This is a genomic window from Bacteroides sp. An322, from assembly GCF_002161765.1.
GTDB lineage: Bacteria > Bacteroidota > Bacteroidia > Bacteroidales > Bacteroidaceae > Phocaeicola > Phocaeicola merdavium.
In genome coordinates this window covers 95,637-112,759 of sequence record NZ_NFIN01000001.1, presented here as the reverse complement: position 1 = coordinate 112,759, position 17,123 = coordinate 95,637, and the positions used below count along the sequence as shown (strand labels likewise).

General features: G+C 48.2%; 16 protein-coding genes. 12 read left to right on the top strand and 4 right to left on the bottom strand.

Annotation, left to right across the window (positions count from 1 at the left end; translation table 11 throughout):
- Nucleotides 1-15: 15 nt before the first annotated feature.
- Nucleotides 16-909 carry an NAD kinase gene (locus B5F91_RS00430; RefSeq protein WP_087427161.1) on the bottom strand — a complete coding sequence of 298 codons (894 nt, stop codon included), beginning with the start codon at nt 907-909 and terminating at the stop codon, nt 16-18.
- Nucleotides 910-1,042: 133 nt separating this feature from the next.
- Here B5F91_RS00430 and B5F91_RS00425 point away from each other — a divergent pair, with 133 nt between their 5' ends.
- The 6 genes from B5F91_RS00425 to recG all read left to right on the top strand — a co-directional run bounded on the left by B5F91_RS00425 (nt 1,043) and on the right by recG (nt 6,682).
- A complete protein-coding gene (locus B5F91_RS00425; RefSeq protein WP_087427160.1) occupies nt 1,043-1,762 on the top strand; it encodes a MotA/TolQ/ExbB proton channel family protein in 720 nt (239 codons plus the stop codon).
- A gap of 6 nt (nt 1,763-1,768) precedes the next feature.
- Nucleotides 1,769-2,185: a biopolymer transporter ExbD gene (locus B5F91_RS00420; RefSeq protein WP_087427159.1), complete on the top strand. Its 417-nt coding sequence runs from the start codon at nt 1,769-1,771 to the stop codon at nt 2,183-2,185.
- Nucleotides 2,186-2,347: 162 nt separating this feature from the next.
- Nucleotides 2,348-3,181, top strand: coding sequence for a TonB family protein (locus B5F91_RS00415; protein ID WP_087427158.1), 834 nt, complete (start codon nt 2,348-2,350; stop codon nt 3,179-3,181).
- A 4-nt stretch (nt 3,182-3,185) separates the two neighbouring features.
- On the top strand, nt 3,186-3,737 hold the full coding sequence (locus tag B5F91_RS00410; protein ID WP_087427157.1) for a DJ-1 family glyoxalase III: 552 nt from the start codon (nt 3,186-3,188) through the stop codon (nt 3,735-3,737).
- A gap of 176 nt (nt 3,738-3,913) precedes the next feature.
- Nucleotides 3,914-4,579: a 2-C-methyl-D-erythritol 4-phosphate cytidylyltransferase gene (locus B5F91_RS00405; protein WP_087427156.1), complete on the top strand. Its 666-nt coding sequence runs from the start codon at nt 3,914-3,916 to the stop codon at nt 4,577-4,579.
- Nucleotides 4,580-4,582: 3 nt separating this feature from the next.
- Nucleotides 4,583-6,682, top strand: a complete 2,100-nt coding sequence (recG, locus tag B5F91_RS00400) for an ATP-dependent DNA helicase RecG (protein ID WP_087427155.1) — start codon at nt 4,583-4,585, stop codon at nt 6,680-6,682.
- A 4-nt stretch (nt 6,683-6,686) separates the two neighbouring features.
- Here recG and dnaG read toward each other — a convergent pair whose 3' ends face one another.
- Nucleotides 6,687-8,810 (bottom strand): DNA primase, encoded by a 2,124-nt coding sequence (dnaG, locus tag B5F91_RS00395; RefSeq protein ID WP_087427154.1) that lies wholly within the window; start codon nt 8,808-8,810, stop codon nt 6,687-6,689.
- Between the two features lie 63 nt (nt 8,811-8,873).
- Here dnaG and B5F91_RS00390 point away from each other — a divergent pair, with 63 nt between their 5' ends.
- Nucleotides 8,874-9,938 (top strand): carbohydrate porin, encoded by a 1,065-nt coding sequence (locus tag B5F91_RS00390; RefSeq protein ID WP_087427153.1) that lies wholly within the window; start codon nt 8,874-8,876, stop codon nt 9,936-9,938.
- A gap of 74 nt (nt 9,939-10,012) precedes the next feature.
- On the opposite strand, the gene B5F91_RS00385 is transcribed toward B5F91_RS00390, so the two are convergent.
- Nucleotides 10,013-11,014, bottom strand: coding sequence for a malate dehydrogenase (locus B5F91_RS00385; protein ID WP_022039409.1), 1,002 nt, complete (start codon nt 11,012-11,014; stop codon nt 10,013-10,015).
- Nucleotides 11,015-11,402: 388 nt separating this feature from the next.
- On the opposite strand from B5F91_RS00385, the gene uxuA reads away from it, so the two are divergent.
- From uxuA to B5F91_RS00360, 5 genes are all read left to right on the top strand, one after another.
- The gene (uxuA, locus tag B5F91_RS00380) at nt 11,403-12,596 is read left to right on the top strand and encodes a mannonate dehydratase (RefSeq protein ID WP_204244642.1); all 1,194 of its coding nucleotides are present in this window, start codon (nt 11,403-11,405) and stop codon (nt 12,594-12,596) included.
- A 102-nt stretch (nt 12,597-12,698) separates the two neighbouring features.
- Entirely contained in the window at nt 12,699-13,229 is a 531-nt protein-coding gene (locus B5F91_RS00375; RefSeq protein WP_087427152.1) for a hypothetical protein, read from the top strand.
- A gap of 5 nt (nt 13,230-13,234) precedes the next feature.
- Entirely contained in the window at nt 13,235-14,191 is a 957-nt protein-coding gene (gene bioB / locus B5F91_RS00370) for a biotin synthase BioB (protein ID WP_087427151.1), read from the top strand.
- On the top strand, nt 14,181-15,467 hold the full coding sequence (bioA, locus tag B5F91_RS00365; protein WP_087427150.1) for an adenosylmethionine--8-amino-7-oxononanoate transaminase: 1,287 nt from the start codon (nt 14,181-14,183) through the stop codon (nt 15,465-15,467). The genes bioB and bioA overlap by 11 nt, the downstream gene beginning before the upstream one ends.
- Before the next feature lie 113 nt (nt 15,468-15,580).
- Nucleotides 15,581-16,732: an 8-amino-7-oxononanoate synthase gene (locus B5F91_RS00360; protein ID WP_087427149.1), complete on the top strand. Its 1,152-nt coding sequence runs from the start codon at nt 15,581-15,583 to the stop codon at nt 16,730-16,732.
- 94 nt (nt 16,733-16,826) lie between these two features.
- Here B5F91_RS00360 and B5F91_RS00355 read toward each other — a convergent pair whose 3' ends face one another.
- A complete protein-coding gene (locus tag B5F91_RS00355) occupies nt 16,827-17,105 on the bottom strand; it encodes a hypothetical protein (RefSeq protein ID WP_087427148.1) in 279 nt (92 codons plus the stop codon).
- Nucleotides 17,106-17,123: the final 18 nt, after the last annotated feature.

Here is a 17,123-nt window from a genome sequence, read left to right as displayed (position 1 = left end):
TTTGTTTAGAGGTAATCACAATCGTTCCATTCGTCCGTCTACTCCCCACATCATCTTTTCGCGAAGCGTATTGAAGAACGTATGGTTGCACCGCTTCACGATGCGCACGAAATAGTCAGCACGGGTAATGCGCAAGCGGGTGCCTTCGCGGCATGTCTCGCTTCGCCCGTCTACCGAAATCAGGAAGTTATGGTTCCGGCTTTCGATGTCAAGCATGATTTCCCATTCGTCACGTATCACGATAGGGCGTATGTTGAGGCTGTGCGGAGCTACGGCGGTAAGGCTGATCGTACCGCTTTGAGGGACAAGAATCGGGCCGCCCACACTTAATGAATAACCGGTGGAGCCGGTAGGTGTGGCTACAATCAGGCCGTCTGCCTGATAAGTGCAGAGCAACTCATTATTAATATAGGCACGGATAGTAATCATTGACGAAGAATCTTGCTTTAAGACTGCTATCTCATTCAGTGCAAAAGGATAACCTTTCAATACATGGTTTTCGGTGGAGAGATGCAACACCCGCCGCGGTTCGGCAAGGTACTTTCCTTCGTAGATTTCTTCGAAAGCTTCTTCCATTTGATTGGGAGAAACATCGGCAAGGAATCCCAACCGTCCGGTATTGATGCCTAAGATAGGGATTTCCTTTTTGCCTACCCGGCTTGCCGCACGCAGGAAGGTTCCGTCTCCTCCGATGCTGAGTACCATATCGGCATTGAAATCATTCCCTTGAAAAATCTTCAATCCTTTCAGGTTGGCTTTGGTATGTTGCTTCAGGAAATCGTAGAAGTCGTTGCTGATGCATATTTCGGCATGTTTGCTTCGCAGAATGTCGAGCAGGTGCGTCACGTGTGCCGACTTATGTTCCTGGTATGTGTTCCCGAAAAGGGCGAATTTGAGAATCCGTTGCATATCTTGTAGCTTTTTATCAATCTTTATTCGGTAAAGAGAGCAGGTTGTTCGTAAATTCTGCTAACTTTGCACTTTGTTGGACGCAAAGATAATAAAATTAAATACAACGAAGAAATAACAAACTGGAAAGAGTATGATGACTATGACATTGCTGGCAGCGGCACAGACCGTTGCCGACACATTGGCAGGAACGAATCCGGTACTGACTCCTGTAGCTTCGGGAGAACCGGAAATGAATTTGTGGGATATGGCATGCAAAGGTGGCTGGATTATGATTGTATTGGCAATCATGTCGGTCATTGCCTTTTATGTTTTCTTTGAACGCGCTTTTGCTATCCGCAAGGCGGCAAAGGAAGACCCTTTGTTTATGGACCGTATCCGGGATTACATCAAGACGGGTGAAATCAAGTCCGCTATCAATTATTGCCGGATGGTGAATACTCCGTCGGCACGCATGATTGAGAAAGGTATTACCCGCATGGGACGTCCGGTATCGGATGTGCAAGCGGCTATTGAGAATACGGGTAATATCGAGGTTGCCAAACTAGAGAATGGTTTGGCTATTATCGCAACAGTATCGAGTGGCGCACCGATGTTGGGTTTCTTGGGAACGGTAACCGGTATGGTGCGTGCCTTTTGGAATATGGCGAATGCCGGTAATAACATTGACATTACGTTGCTTTCAAGTGGTATTTACGAAGCGATGATTACTACGGTAGGTGGTTTGGTGGTCGGCATCGCGGCAATGTTCGCCTATAACCATCTGGTCTATCGAGTAGATAAAGTGGTTAGCCAAATGGAAGCCCGCACGATGGCATTTATGGACTTGATAAATGAACCCAACGAAAACTGATAAGCTATGGCGTTGAAACGAAGACAGAAAATATCGCCCAGCTTCAGTATGTCGTCGATGACCGACCTCATTTTCCTGTTGCTGATATTTTTTATGATTACTTCTACGGTAGTCTCGCCCAATGCCATTAAGGTCTTGTTGCCTCAAGGTTCGGAGCAGACTTCGGCAAAGCCGATGGTACGGGTGATTATAGATAAGGATTTGAATTATTACGGTGCTTTCGGCAACGATGATGAGATGCCCTTATCGCTGGATGAAGTGCCTTCCTTCTTACAGGAATGTGCCGCAAGAGAACCGGAAATGTATGTAGCATTGTATGCCGATGAGTCAATTCCGTATCGGGAAATCATACGGGTGTTGAACATAGCTAACGAAAACCATTATAAAATGGTGCTTGCTACGCGAAGACCTGATAAAGAGTAAATTAAATTTTAGGAGTTATTTCAGGGAGTAAAAAGGAGTTATTTCAAGGAGTTAGAGACCAATAGTTTTACTACGACAGGATGAGTCTTGGCTTTTAACTCCTGCGAAGCATAACTCCTGCGAAGCATAACTCCTTTTTAACTTCCAAATAAAACAAGAATTGTGAAACGAAGCAAGATAATCGGAATAATCGGAACCGTGGTGCTGCATGTTGCAGTCCTCGTGTTTTTGTTCTTGTATGTGCTTGTCCTTCCCGAAAAGCAGGAAGAGGGTGGTGTGCCCGTTATGTTGGGAGACAGCGATATGGGACAAGGCGATGCTGACCCTTATACCTTGACTGAAGTGGACTTGCTTCCTCAGCCTGCGGCATCGGAATCGGAAGCGTCTTTGCCTGACGGTGGAGACGAACAGCCGTTGATAACTCAAACCGACGAACCTTCTTTGCAAGTGAAAAAAGAAGAGCCCCGGCAAGAACAGCAACGAAAAGAAAAGCCGGTCGTGAAGGAGGAAGTAACGGAAGAGCGTCCGAAACCGAAGGAAAAGACCGAAGCTGAAAAGCGTGCCGAAGCAGAACGCGCCGCGGCACAAGCGGCATCAAGTAAGATTGCCGGCGCATTCGGGAAAGGAGCCAAGATGGGCAGTACCGGAAAGAGTGAAGGCGAAGGAAATCAAGGAAGTCCTACCGGAAACGGAAACGAAGGGAAGACATCGGGAGTCGGAGCATCGGGCGTATTCGACTTGAACGGACGTTCGTTGGGTCCTGGAGGTTTGCCTTTGCCGGTATATAATGTGCAAGACGAAGGACGTGTGGTGGTTACTATTGTGGTAGACCCGTCGGGCAGGGTAATCAGTACGCAGATAAATAAACGGACCAATACGGTGAATCCGGCATTGAGACGTGCGGCAGAAGAAGCGGCACGCCGTGCAAGGTTCAATCAAGTGGACGGTGTGAATAACCAGTCAGGAACAATTACTTATTATTTTAAACTGAAATAAGCGTATGAAATCGATTTGCATTTTTTTAGCTACGGGCTTTGAAGAAGTGGAAGCCCTTTTCCCGCTTGACATCTTGCGTCGGGGAGGTTTGAGTGTGAAGACTGTATCTGTAATGGGTGAACCCACCGTAACCGGTGCACACGGTGTACCTGTTGTGGCAGATTGCCTGATAGAAGACTTGAACGAAGCAGACATTGAAATGATTGTATTGCCGGGCGGACTTCCCGGTGCGACCAATTTGGATGCGCATGCAGGGTTGGATGCTTTGGTGCGTAGCTTTGCCGCAGCCGGAAAACCGCTTGCAGCCATTTGCGCGGCTCCGATGGTCTATGGAAAGCGTGGTTTGCTGAAAGGAAAGAAGGCTACTTGCTATCCAGGATTCGACAAGTTCTTGGAAGGAGCGGAATACACCGGCAATATGGTGGAAATTGCCGATAACTTCATTTTGGGCAAAGGGCCGGCTGCCGCATATATGTTCGGCTTCGCTATCCTTGAGAAATTTGCCGGAGCCGCTAAGGTGGCAGAAGTGAAAGGCGGAATGCTTTTTGCCGAATAAGAATACATTGATATAATATATGGATATCTGCAAATTGCCAATGTAGGAGCGGGGTTTGCCCGCCCGAATACATCAACGTATGTATCTGTGGGCGCATTTGGGCAGGCAAACCCTGCCCCTACAGGTAATTTGGTAAAATGCGGACATCCATCAAACAATGTCAATAAGAATAAATTATGAATACTTATCTGATAGCTGTAGCCGGAGGCAAAGGCTTGCGTATGGGAGGAGACATACCTAAACAGTTTCTTCCGATAAAAGGGAAACCCGTCTTGATGCGTACCTTAGAAGCCTTTTATGCATACGATAAGGCTATTCATTTGATTGTGGTGCTTCCGGTAGACCAGCAAGATTATTGGAAACATTTATGTCAAGAGTATGCCTTTACACTCCCGCATCAGATAGCCGATGGGGGCGAGACTCGTTTCCATTCGGTAAAGAACGGGCTGGCTTTAGTGGAGGAAGAAGATGCTTTGGTGGGGGTGCACGACGGAGTACGTCCTTTTGTGTCACTTGACGTGATAGCGGAATGTTATCGGATGGCAGAGCGGAAGGGTGCGGCAATTCCTGTAATAGATGTGGTGGAAACAGTCCGTTGGATATTGGAAGACGGAGAAAGCGAAACCGTTCCGCGCGACCGTTATAAATTAGTACAGACTCCTCAAGTTTTTCGTGCGTCGTTGTTGAAGCAAGCGTATGCCCAGCCTTATACATCCGCCTTTACCGATGATGCTTCGGTAGTGGAAGCGTTTGGGCATCGGGTGGAATTGGTCAAAGGAAATCGTGAGAACATCAAATTGACTACACCGTTCGACTTAAAACTGGCAGAAATGTTGATATAATATATGTCCGACTTGTCATTGCGTGATATAAAGTATTTGCAAGGTGTAGGTCCCCAGCGGGCTGCTATTTTGGAGAAGGAACTGAATATCCGTTCTTTCAAGGACTTGCTGTATTATTTCCCTTATAAATACGTAGACCGTAGCCGGCTGTATTACATCCACGAGATAGACGGGAATATGCCTTATATCCAGTTGCGTGGGCAGGTGTTGAGTTTTGAGACGTTCGGCGAAGGAAGGCAACGAAGGTTGGTTGGACATTTCTCGGATGGTACCGGGGTGGTCGATTTGGTTTGGTTTCAAGGCTTGAAATTCATCGAAGGCAAATACAAGGCACGCGAGCCTTACATTGTTTTTGGCAAGCCGACCGTATTTAACGGGCGTATCAACATCGCTCATCCTGATATTGACCCGGCAGATGAATTGGTGCTTTCGAATATGGGGCTTCAACCTTATTATAATACAACCGAAAAAATGAAGCGGAGCAACCTCAACTCGCATGCGATAGAGAAGTTGATGAAGAATCTTTTTGTTGCCCTCCAGCGGGAGGAAATTGAAGAGACACTTAGTCCGCTATTGATAGAACAGCATCATTTGATGCCGTTAAACGATGCATTGTATAATATTCATTTTCCTCAGAATCCCGATTTGCTTCGGCGTGCCCAATATCGTCTGAAGTTTGAGGAGCTTTTTTATGTACAGTTGAATATCCTGCGTTATACATTGGAGCGTCGTAATAAGTTCCGTGGATTAATATTCGGTAAGGTCGGTGAAATATTCAATACCTTTTATGCGCAGAATCTTCCTTTTCAATTAACCGGAGCACAGAAGCGGGTTATCAAGGAAATGCGCCGTGACATGAAGAGCGGCAGACAGATGAATCGTTTGCTTCAAGGAGATGTAGGAAGCGGGAAAACACTTGTGGCATTGATGACGATGCTGATAGCACTCGACAACGGCTATCAGGCGTGTATGATGGCACCGACTGAAATTCTTGCCAACCAACATTACGAAACCATTACCCGTTTTCTTGCGGAAATGCCGGTTCGAGTAGAATTGCTAACGGGAAACGTAAAAGGCAAACGGCGCGAAACCATTCTGCAAGATTTAGTGGCAGGAGAGGTGAAGATACTTATCGGTACACATGCCGTAATAGAAGATACTGTCAATTTTGCTTCACTCGGCTTGGTGGTCATTGACGAGCAACATCGTTTCGGGGTAGCCCAGCGTGCCAAGCTTTGGAAGAAGAATACATGCCCGCCTCATGTGTTGGTGATGACAGCTACGCCTATTCCCCGTACACTTGCCATGACGTTATACGGTGATTTGGATGTATCGGTGATTGACGAACTTCCTCCAGGACGTAAGCCGATACAGACTATTCACCAGTTTGATAACCGTAGGGCTGTGCTGTACACCTTTATCCGCAAACAACTTCAAGAAGGCAGGCAGGCATATATTGTCTACCCGCTGATTCAGGAAAGCGAAAAGATGGATATTAAGAACTTGGAAGATGGTTATCTGCACGTGTGCGAAGCTTTTCCCGAATACAAGGTGAGTAAGGTACACGGCAAGATGAAGGCGGCGGAGAAAGATGCGGAGATGCAACGTTTCATTGAGAAGGAGACCCAAATACTTGTAGCGACTACCGTTATCGAGGTTGGAGTGAATGTGCCCAATGCTTCGGTTATGGTTATCGAGAACGCTGAACGCTTCGGTTTGTCGCAACTTCACCAGCTAAGAGGAAGGGTAGGACGTGGAGCCGACCAGTCGTATTGCATCCTCGTTACAGGCTATAAGCTGACTGAAGACACCCGTAAACGCATTCAAATCATGGTAGATACAAACGATGGTTTCGAGATAGCCGAAGCTGACCTGAAACTTCGTGGACCGGGTGATTTGGAAGGTACGCAACAAAGTGGTGTGGCATTTGATTTGAAAATTGCTGATATTGCCCGTGATGGTCAGCTCCTCCAGTATGTTCGCGAAGTGGCAGAGCGTTTGCTTGAAACGGACCCGCAAGGCATACTTCCGGAGAATGCCGTTATCTGGCAACAGCTGAAGGAATTGAGGAAAAAGAACGTGAATTGGTCTGTGATTTCGTGATGGGTTATAGTTTTAGTACTACACGGTCACCGGCATGTTGTGCCATGACGCTTTGTGTTTCTTGCAATTCTTTGTAGCGTTTCATTATCTCCATACAGCGTTGTGGGTCGTTGGCTATTTCTGGATTAGTCAGTGCCTGAAGGGTATTTTTCATTTCTTCCTCTACAATCGAAAGCTTAAAGTCAAGTAGTAAACGGGGAATTAGTTCGTAGAGCCGTTCCTCGTCGGTTACAATTTTTTGCCCTTTTGAATGATATTTGCTCAATTGATAACGGTCGCTTACAAGGTCTACAGCCAGTTTGCTGACGGCAGGATCGGGATGTGCAATAAAATACCGTTCGGGATTAAAGTTCGGGTTGTTCAGGTGTGCTTCACATTCTTGTAGAATCAAACGATGCAACGGGGCGTGGAACTGTAAGTCGTCTTCTTTCAATCCCGTTGCAATGCATTCTGTAACCGTGAGTGGTATTTGTTCGCCTTCTTCATTTTCTACATAGCACATCACTTTCTCTCCGTAGCGGATGAGCATCCGTACTAAATCTTCTTCTTTGGCATAGAATACCTTTTGTTCGTTACCGTTGGCAGGGATAAACGTTTGATAGGTATCTGCAGGTACAGGAATGTCTTCCGGTTGGAAAGGAGGTGCGACTTGTTCGGGCAATACTTCTTGATTTCCAGCTTGTTCGGGTGGCACTTGAGGCATCGGAACGTCCTCTTGGGGTATGGGTTGAGAAGATTGCATTGGTCCGGCAACGGAGGCTGCGGCACGTTGTTCGCGTTCCTTCTTGCGCTGCTGTTCCTTGAATTTTGTTTCACGTGCTTGTTCGATGAGCTTTGCTGTGGCTTCTATCAGCACTTTCTCCTCCATTTGAAGCAATTGGCTGCATTCACGGATATAGACAGAACGTACAATGGCATCAGGTATTACCGAAATGCTTTTCACGATGCTTGATATCAGCGAAGCCCGTTTGATAGGGTCTTTCCCCGCTTCTTCCATTAATAAATTAGTCTTGAAACGGATAAAGTCTACTTCGTGGTCGTTGATATATGCCTGATAATCTGTAGCATTGTGTTTGCGGGCGAAACTGTCGGGGTCATCGCCATCGGGGAGCAAACATACTTTTACGTTCATCCCTTCTTCCAATAGCATGTCAATGCCTCGGATACTGGCTTTGATACCGGCTCCATCTCCGTCATAGAGCACCGTGATGTTGTTGGTAAACCGATGAATCAGTCGGATTTGGTCGGAAGTAAGTGCAGTTCCAGATGAGGCTACTACGTTCTCGATGCCGCTTTGGTGCATGGAAATGACATCGGTATAACCTTCTACTAAAAAACAACGGTCTTGCCGAACGATGGCTTGTTTGGCGAAAAAGATGCCATACAGTTCCCGGCTCTTGTGGTAAATCTCCGATTCGGGCGAGTTGACGTATTTCATCTGCACATTTTTCGTAGCAGCACTTAATACACGTCCGCCAAATGCCACGACTTTTCCTGAAATGGTATGTACCGGGAAAATGACACGTCCCCAAAAGCGGTCGCGCAATGTTCCGTCTTCTTTGCGGTAGCATAAGCCTGTCTTTACAAGAAATTCTTCTTTGTATCCTTTTTGAATAGCAGCACGTGCCAATGCATTGTGGTTATCAGTGCTGTACCCTAATTGGAACTTTTTGATAATGTCGTCACGGAAACCACGTCCGCGCAGATAAGTCATGCCGATACGTTGTCCGTCGATGTTGTTATATAGGATGTCTTGAAAATATTCCGAAGCGAACTGGTTGACCACGAACAGGCTTTCGCGCAAACTATGCGCCTGCTTTTCTTCATCTGTCAATTCCCGCTCTTTGATTTCGATGTTATATTTCTTTGCCAGCCATTTCAAGGCTTCGTAGTAGGAGAGTTGTTCATGCTCCATGATGAAATGCACTACGTTCCCTCCTTTCCCGCAACTGAAACATTTGCATACTCCTTTGCTGGGCGATACGCTGAATGAAGGAGTTTTTTCGTTGTGGAAAGGACATAGCCCGATGTAGTTCACTCCTCTTTTCCGAAGGGTGACGAACTCGGATACCACATCTACAATCTGTGCGGCATCCATGATTCTGTCTATGGTAGCTTGGTCAATCATAACGTTGCAAAGTTACAAAGAAATTCATTACCTTTGCGCCGCAACCGAAAACAAAGATTGAATATGTATCGAATTTTAGTAGGGCTTGCTGCTTGTTTATGCGGAATGGTAGTGTGGGCGCAAGAAACATCTTCTCGTGTAGGATGGAATTTAACAGCAATAACCGAAGGTGAATGGAGCATGACAAATGGCAAGACATCGTGGATAAATTATTTAGAGGCAGGTGTAGATGTCGGTTTATGGAAAGGTGCAGCATTCGAAGGAATGGCAATTGCGACATATCAGGCAGGAGGTGCGGTAGATAATGATAATTTAGGCTTGTCAAACATTTATACCGATGAAAACAAACCACTTCGTCTGATGCAGGTTTCTTTACGTCAGTTTTTTGGCAAATACTTTTCGGTATCGTTGGGATTGCGTAATGTGGATGCCGATTATTTCACCACACCGGCTACAGGGCTTTTTACGGGTGCAGCCGATGCTGATTATCCGATTCTTTCTTTGAATTATCCATTGGCAACTTTCCCGCTTTCGGCAATGGGAATTCACGTAGAATGTCTTCCGATGAATGGGCTTACTTTAAAGGCAAGTGTTTATAACGGTGTGGCAAGTGATGCTTTCAATCGTCAGTTTCGTTTTTGCCCTTCGAGCGATGGCGTGTTTACACTGGGATGTATTTCATACGAACTTCCTTCGAAAGGCGAACAGGCTGCAAGTTATACTCTAGGTTATGTGTATGGGAAAACGCCTTCCGAGGATGGAAGTGTCCATGAAAAGGAAACCGGTTTTTGGGGATTGCTGGAACAACCTTTAGTGTTGTTGGGTAAGTCTCAATTGGTCTTGTTGGGGCAGGGTGCTGCTATGACCAGCCGCGATATTCCATGTAACGGATATTGGGGAGGAGGTTTGGTGATGAATCGTATTGCCCGAAATGATATGACTGCGGGCATTGTGTTCAATCGGTTGCTGTTTGCCGATGGGGATGAAACGGATATTGAATGTACTATTCATTGCCATATTACTTCGTGGCTTTCGTTACAGCCTGCCTTGCATATCATTCATCATAACAAACATAATTTTGTAGCCGGATTGTTACGTTTGTCTTTGGAATTAGGGAATGAACACTGATGAATAAAAAAATGTCCCGCCAACTTCCGTCAGCGGGACACTTCTCTTTTCAGAGAACAAAGTCGACGTTATTATTATTTAATGTTCGGGTTCAGCTTGTTCCATTCAGAGATTGCAGGAAGAACGCCCATAGCGATAACTTCGTCACGCAATTCGCAGAGGTGAGCATAGCTCTTGTCCAAAGCAGCTTGTTCTTCTGCAGTTCCGTTCAGCGCAGCGCAGTGGCAACCGTCAGCAGTGATTGAAGTTTCCCATGCCATCATGATGTGGTCATACTTGTCGTTTGAGATGTATGTACCAGCAGGCCAACGGAATGCTTTACCACCCATAGCAGCACCAATCATTTCGATAGAAACGTAAGCCGGGCTTTGGAATGAAGAACGTCCGCGCAATGCAATGATGTTTGCACCACCTTTAGTTACTTTCTGTTGGATTTCTGCCCATTGTTCTTTGCTCAATGCGTCAGTGCCGATGATGTCAGTCAACGGTTTGCCGTTTACTTTTGCTGTAGAAGCGAACACAGCCATTTGTTCGCCGTGACCACCGTAAGTACGGCAGTTTTCAACAGCGTCCATAGGAACGTTGAAGTATTTAGCCAATTCGCTACGCAGACGAGTAGAGTCCAAAGCAGCCAATGTAGTAACTTGTGAAGGTTTCAAGCCAGAGTACAACAACGTAATCAAACCAGTGATGTCAGCCGGGTTGAAGATAACTACGATGTGTTTTACGTCCGGGCAATATTCTTTTACGTTCTTACCGAATTCTTCAGCGATAGCAGCGTTGCCTTTCAGCAAGTCTTCACGAGTCATGCCTGCCTTACGTGCGGCACCTCCTGAGTTGACGATATATTTAGCACCAGTCAGCGCTTCTTTGATGTCTGAAGTGAAAGTTACGTTTACGCCTTCGAAACCGCAGTGGTATAATTCTTCAGCTACGCCTTCCAAGCCCGGAGCATACGGGTCATACAAACAGATGTTAGGAGTCAAACCCATCATAATGGCAGTTTGAGCCATGTTAGAACCGATCATACCGGCAGCACCAACAATGGTAAGCTTTTCGTTAGTTACAAATTCCATAATTCTATTATTTTAATTGAGTTATAAAGTATTCTTTTTTTCTTCCGATGCAAAGATAGAAAAGTTCTTTGTATATCCGAGTCTTTGTGTCAGGAAATATGGTTAAGAATAAGGGGTTTTCAGCTTAATTACGGAAATATTTCACTATTTTTAAAAGAGAACCTCTCGTTTTGCTAAGAGCACTTGGCAAATAGATATGCCTTCGAAAACGAATATATACTGCGTTGGCAAAGTAAGCTATCTTCTACGACGGTTTCAGTGCATTGAAACTGCGTATGCAGTATATATTACTTTTCGGAGGCAAATAAATGGGACGTACATTTGCGTGTTTCGAAGATTCTTGATAACTTGCGCCGTCTTTTAAAGGAATTCAAAATACTCAAATACTATGATGGAAAAAACTTGGAGATGGTTTGGGAAGAAAGATAAAATTACACTTCCTATGCTGAGACAAATTGGAGTAGAAGGTATTGTAACTGCACTTCACGATGTGCCGAACGGTGAAATATGGACCGTAGAAGCCATCAATGACCTGAAGTCGTACATCGAATCGTACGGTTTGCGCTGGTCGGTAGTAGAGAGTCTTCCGGTATGCGAGGCTATCAAATATGCAGGTCCGGAGCGTGACCAATTGATTGAAAATTACAAGGTGAGCCTTGCCAATTTGGGTAAATGCGGCATCAAGACCATTTGCTATAACTTCATGCCGGTTATCGACTGGGTGCGTACCGACCTGCAACATCCATGGGCAGACGGTTCCAGTTCGTTGTATTTCGACCGGGTGCGTTTCGCTTATTTCGATACGATGATTCTGAAGCGCAAGGGCGCTGAAGCCAATTATACGGAAGAAGAACTGCGTAAAGTGGCAGAGCTGGACAAGGTGATTACCGAAGCCGAAAAGGACGAACTGATTGACTCGATTATCGTGAAGACGCAAGGATTCGTAAACGGAAACATCAAGGAAGGCGACGAGAATCCGGTGGCTATCTTCCGCAACCTGTTGGCTTTGTACGACGGAATCGACCGCGCCGCTTTGCGTGAGAATATGCGTTATTTCTTGTCTGCCATTATGCCGGTGTGCGAAGAGTATGGTGTGAACATGTGTGTGCATCCCGATGATCCTCCGTTCCAAATCTTGGGTTTGCCGCGTATCGTGACCAATGAAGAAGATATCGCCTGGTTCTTGAATGCTGTAGACAATCCGCACAACGGCTTGACTTTCTGTGCCGGTTCGTTGAGTGCAGGCGAGCATAACGATACACGCGAATTGGCGAAGAAGTTCGCTTCACGCACGCATTTCGTACATTTGCGCAGTACGGCGGCTATGCCGGGCGGCAACTTCATCGAAAGTTCGCATCTGGAAGGACGCGGCCATGTCATCGACTTAATCCGTATCTTCGAACAAATCAAGCCGGGACTTCCGATGCGTGTAGACCACGGACGTACGATGTTGGGCGATGAAGACAAAGGTTACAATGCCGGTTATTCGTTCCATGGCCGTATGCTGGCTTTGGCACAAGTGGAAGGCATGATGGCTGTAGTGGAAGACGAAATGAAACGGAATATTAACGTAGCGTATTGATGTTTTTTGAAACGCAGATTTTCGCAGATTAACGCGGATTTATTTTTAATTATTATATTTGCGAAAATCTGCGTTAATCTGCGTTTTAAATAAAATAATGAAATGAAGAAGGTTTGTTCATATAAAGCGTACAGTATTCGGTTCCGCCGTTGGAGCCGGAAAGGCTATGCTGCATTTATGAGCCTGCATAAAGCGGTGACTATCGGACACGTATGCCGGAGCATTGCCGATGCGGCATTGAGCAAGAACAAATCTTTTTCTACCGGGAACCGGAAGCAGGTAACCGCATTTGCCGATGCGGGAGAAACGGAAGAGGCACAGGATGCGGGAGGCGGAGGAATCTTTGCGTCCGTATCTCAGGTGTGGAATGCCGTATTGCTTCCGTTCTTGATTCAGAGAATGGTATTTGCATCGGGCAAAGTGGTTTCTTGTCCGGAGCGTTATATACCTATATATAATAAGGTAAGCGGAATGGGAAAGACTCGGAAGCGGGTTTCTCCCGTTCCGCTTTTTTGTTTTGTAGATGAATGTTTGTTGAAACGCAGATTTTCGCAGATTAACGCAGATTTATTTTTAATTATTATATCTGCGAAAATCTGCGTTAATCTGCGTTTCAATCTAAAAACTTACTAATTCAAATGATAGAAAGAATAGAGAAAGCTGATTACGAGAGGACTTCGCTTCAGCCGGAAGAGGTATTGCGGGCGGTGGAAGAAACTCCGTTGGATGAATTGTGCGAGGCGGCACATCGGATTACGGTGCGATGCGCGTCGCGGAAGTTTGATATGTGTTCCATTATCAACGCGAAGTCGGGACGGTGTCCGGAGAATTGCAAATGGTGCGCCCAATCCGCACATTACGATACGGGTGTACAGGTATATGGTTTGGTGTCGGAAGAAGAATGCCTTCGTCATGCCCGGCTGAATGAGGCACAAGGCGTGAACCGTTTTTCGTTGGTGACCAGCGGAAAGCGTCCTTCGGATAAGGAAGTGAAAGACTTGTGCGGACGTTTCGCTTATTTGCGGCAACATAGCGGTATGCAGTTATGCGCTTCGTTGGGGCTTGCCGATGAGGCACAGTTGCGCGACTTACGCGAGGCGGGAGTCACCCGATACCATTGCAACTTAGAGACGGCGCCTTCTTATTTCGGACATTTATGTACGACCCATACGCAGGAAGAGAAGATAGAAACGCTTCGGGCAGCACGGCGGGCAGGACTGGACGTATGTAGCGGAGGCATCATTGGCATGGGCGAAACAATGGGGCATCGGGTGGAATTGGCTTTTGCGTTACGCGAATTGGAGGTGCGGTCGATTCCGCTCAATTTATTGCAGCCGATAAAAGGAACGCCGTTGGCGGATGCCGTATCTTTGTCGGAAGAAGAAGTCTTGCGTACCATTGCGATGTTCCGCTTGGTCAATCCCGAAGCCAGTCTCCGCTTTGCGGGAGGACGTTCGCAGTTGAGCGATGCTTGTGTGCGCCGTGCATTGTACACGGGAGTTAACTCGGCAATCGTAGGCGATTTGCTTACCACGCTGGGGTCGAAAGTGGAAGAAGATGTAGAACGGATAAAAGAAGCAGGCTATGAATGTTGAATTGCTTTTCGATGATTTCGACCGCAAACATCTGTGGCATCCTTATACTTCGGCGGTCGAACCGTTGCCTACCTACAAGGTGAAGCGGGCGGAAGGATGCATGATTACGTTGGCGGACGGTACGGAACTGGTAGACGGAATGTCTTCGTGGTGGTGTGCCGTGCATGGTTACAATCGTTCCGAACTGAATCGGGCGATAGAAAACCAACTGAAAGATATGGCGCACGTGATGTTCGGCGGACTGACGCACGAGCCAGCCATAGCTTTGGGCAAACGGCTGTTGCGGATAGCTCCTCCCTCGATGCGGCACATCTTTTATGCCGATAGCGGTTCGGTGGCAGTAGAAGTGGCGTTGAAAATGGCGGTGCAATACCAGTATGCGGCAGGACATCCCGAGAAGACCAATTTCGTGACCATCCGTTCGGGCTATCACGGAGATACGTGGAATGCCATGTCGGTGTGCGACCCTGTGACAGGTATGCACAGCCTGTTCGGCTCGGCATTGCCCGTACGCTGGTTTGCTCCGGCTCCAGAAAGCCGATTCGGAGGCGAATGGGACGAACGTGATATCCTTCCGCTGCGCGCCATTATGGAACAGCATCACGAAGAACTGGCTGGATTGATACTCGAACCGATTGTGCAGGGAGCGGGCGGGATGCGTTTCTATCATCCGCAATACTTGCGCGAAGCCGAAAAGCTGTGCCGCGAGTACGGCGTTCTGCTGCTCTTCGACGAGATAGCCACCGGATTCGGACGCACCGGAAAGCTCTTTGCGTGGGAACACGCCGAGGTGAATCCGGACATTATGTGCATCGGCAAGGCACTGACCGGAGGATATATGACGTTCTCGGCAGTGCTCGCCAATGCGAAAGTGGCAGAGGGGATTTCGTCGTGCGAGCCTCGTGTGTTCATGCACGGACCCACGTTTATGGGCAATCCGTTGGCGTGTTCGGTGGCGTGCGCTTCGATTGACTTGCTGCTGTCTTATGGCTGGCAAGAGAAGGTGAGCCGCATCGAAGCACAGTTGCGCAGGGAGTTGGAGCCAGCCCGTACGCTTCCGCAGGTAAAGGACGTGCGGGTCTTGGGTGCCATCGGTGTCATCGAGACCCGGCGGGAAGTCGATATGGCACGAATGCAACGCCGCTTCGTAGAGGAAGGCATCTGGGTGCGTCCGTTCGGCAGGCTGGTTTACATCATGCCGCCTTTCGTCATCCGTCCCGAAGAGCTGGCGAAGCTGACATCGGGCTTAGTGAAAATAGTAAGCGAAATGAAGTGATGGATTATTCAACGCAGATTTTTGCAGATTAACGCAGATTTTTATATAAAGGATAAATATTAATCTGCGAAAATCTGCGTTAATCTGCGAAAATCTGCGTTTCAAAAAATAGTATGAAAGAAGAACAAACATTACACGCATTGGAGCAGGAAGGCAACCTGCGCACGCTGCCCGAAGCACGGCACGACGGAATATGGATTTGGCAAGACGGGCAGCGGATGCTGAACCTCTCGTCGAACGATTACTTGGGGCTGGCTTCCGATGCCGCCTTGCAAGACGAGTTCTGGCGGAGCGTGCCGGAGCGCGACCGGTTGCTTTCGGCTTCCTCCTCGCGACTGCTGACGGGCAACTTCACGGCGCACCGCGAGCTGGAGGCTTTGCTTGCCGGACGGTTCGGGCGCGAAAGTGCCTTGACGTTCAGCAGCGGTTATCATGCGAACACGGGCATCTTGCCGGCGGTGGCGGATGCGCATACGCTGATACTCGCCGACAAATTGGTGCACGCCAGCCTGATAGACGGCATCCGTCTCTCGGCGGCGCAATCCATCCGCTACCGGCATCAGGACTACCGGCAGTTGCGAAGCCTGGTGGAGAAACATCACGCTGCCTTCGGGCGCATCATCATCGTGACCGAAAGCGTGTTCAGCATGGACGGCGATGTGGCTCCGTTGGCAGCGTTGGCGGAACTGAAACGGATGTACCCCAACGTGATGCTCTACGTCGACGAGGCGCACGCCATAGGTGTGCGGGGCAGGCACGGGTTGGGCATCGCCGAAGAGCAGGGCTGTTTGCGGGAGATTGATTTCCTGTGCGGCACGTTCGGCAAGGCGTTGGCTTCGGTCGGCGCATACGTGGTGTGCAGCCGCTTGATGCGCGATTATTTGGTCAATCGGATGCGAACCCTTATCTTTACCACGGCACTTCCGCCGCTCAATGTGGCTTGGACGCGGTTCGTGTTCGAGCGGCTGGACGATTGGGCAGACCGCCGCGTCCGTTTGGCTTCGATAGCCGGACGGGTGCGCGAGGCAGTCCGGCAGGCGGGTTCTCCGTGTCCTTCCGAAAGCCATATCGTCCCGCTCGTGGTGGGCGAAAGCGGGAAGGCGATGCTGAAGGCGGCAGGGATGCAACGCCACGGCTTCTATGTCCTTCCCGTCCGTCCGCCCACGGTGCCCGAAGGCACGTCGCGCCTGCGCCTCTCGCTCACGGCGTCTTTGCCCGAAGCGGAAGTCGTGCGGATGGGGGAGTTGATAGTGAGGAATGAATAGTGACTGTCCGCAATACGCCCCTACAATTAATTGGGTGAAATGCGGACATTCATATAATGAAGAAACGTTTCTTCGCGCCTCCGGAGGGCTCGGTTTATGTGCCGAAGCGTTTCTTCACGCCTCCGTAGAGCTTGGGAATGCTCCCGACAATCGTCGGCACGGTTTCCGAGGGCTTGGGAATGCTCCCGACAATCATCGGCACAGTTTCCGAGGGCTCAGGAATGCTCCCGACAATCGTCGGCACGGTTTCCGAGGGCTCAGGAATGCTCCCGACGATCGTCGGCACAGTTTCCGAGGGCTTGGGAATGTTCCCAACGATCGTTGGCACGGTTTCCGAGTGCTCGGTTGGTGTGCCAACGATCGTTGGCAGCATTTTCGAGTGCTCGGCTGA

Excerpts from the sequence above, each read along its gene's own strand:
- B5F91_RS00425 (WP_087427160.1), top strand. The coding sequence starts at position 1,043 with ATGATGACTATGACATTGCTGGCAGCGGCACAGACCGTTGCCGACACA.
- B5F91_RS00420 (WP_087427159.1), top strand. The coding sequence starts at position 1,769 with ATGGCGTTGAAACGAAGACAGAAAATATCGCCCAGCTTCAGTATGTCG.
- uxuA (WP_204244642.1), top strand. The coding sequence starts at position 11,403 with ATGATGGAAAAAACTTGGAGATGGTTTGGGAAGAAAGATAAAATTACA.
- B5F91_RS00355 (WP_087427148.1), bottom strand. The coding sequence starts at position 17,105 with ATGCTGCCAACGATCGTTGGCACACCAACCGAGCACTCGGAAACCGTG.
- B5F91_RS00405 (WP_087427156.1), top strand. The coding sequence starts at position 3,914 with ATGAATACTTATCTGATAGCTGTAGCCGGAGGCAAAGGCTTGCGTATG.
- B5F91_RS00360 (WP_087427149.1), top strand. The coding sequence starts at position 15,581 with ATGAAAGAAGAACAAACATTACACGCATTGGAGCAGGAAGGCAACCTG.
- B5F91_RS00390 (WP_087427153.1), top strand. The coding sequence starts at position 8,874 with ATGTATCGAATTTTAGTAGGGCTTGCTGCTTGTTTATGCGGAATGGTA.
- bioA (WP_087427150.1), top strand. The coding sequence starts at position 14,181 with ATGAATGTTGAATTGCTTTTCGATGATTTCGACCGCAAACATCTGTGG.
- bioB (WP_087427151.1), top strand. The coding sequence starts at position 13,235 with ATGATAGAAAGAATAGAGAAAGCTGATTACGAGAGGACTTCGCTTCAG.
- B5F91_RS00375 (WP_087427152.1), top strand. The coding sequence starts at position 12,699 with ATGAAGAAGGTTTGTTCATATAAAGCGTACAGTATTCGGTTCCGCCGT.
- dnaG (WP_087427154.1), bottom strand. The coding sequence starts at position 8,810 with ATGATTGACCAAGCTACCATAGACAGAATCATGGATGCCGCACAGATT.
- recG (WP_087427155.1), top strand. The coding sequence starts at position 4,583 with ATGTCCGACTTGTCATTGCGTGATATAAAGTATTTGCAAGGTGTAGGT.
- B5F91_RS00410 (WP_087427157.1), top strand. The coding sequence starts at position 3,186 with ATGAAATCGATTTGCATTTTTTTAGCTACGGGCTTTGAAGAAGTGGAA.
- B5F91_RS00385 (WP_022039409.1), bottom strand. The coding sequence starts at position 11,014 with ATGGAATTTGTAACTAACGAAAAGCTTACCATTGTTGGTGCTGCCGGT.
- B5F91_RS00430 (WP_087427161.1), bottom strand. The coding sequence starts at position 909 with ATGCAACGGATTCTCAAATTCGCCCTTTTCGGGAACACATACCAGGAA.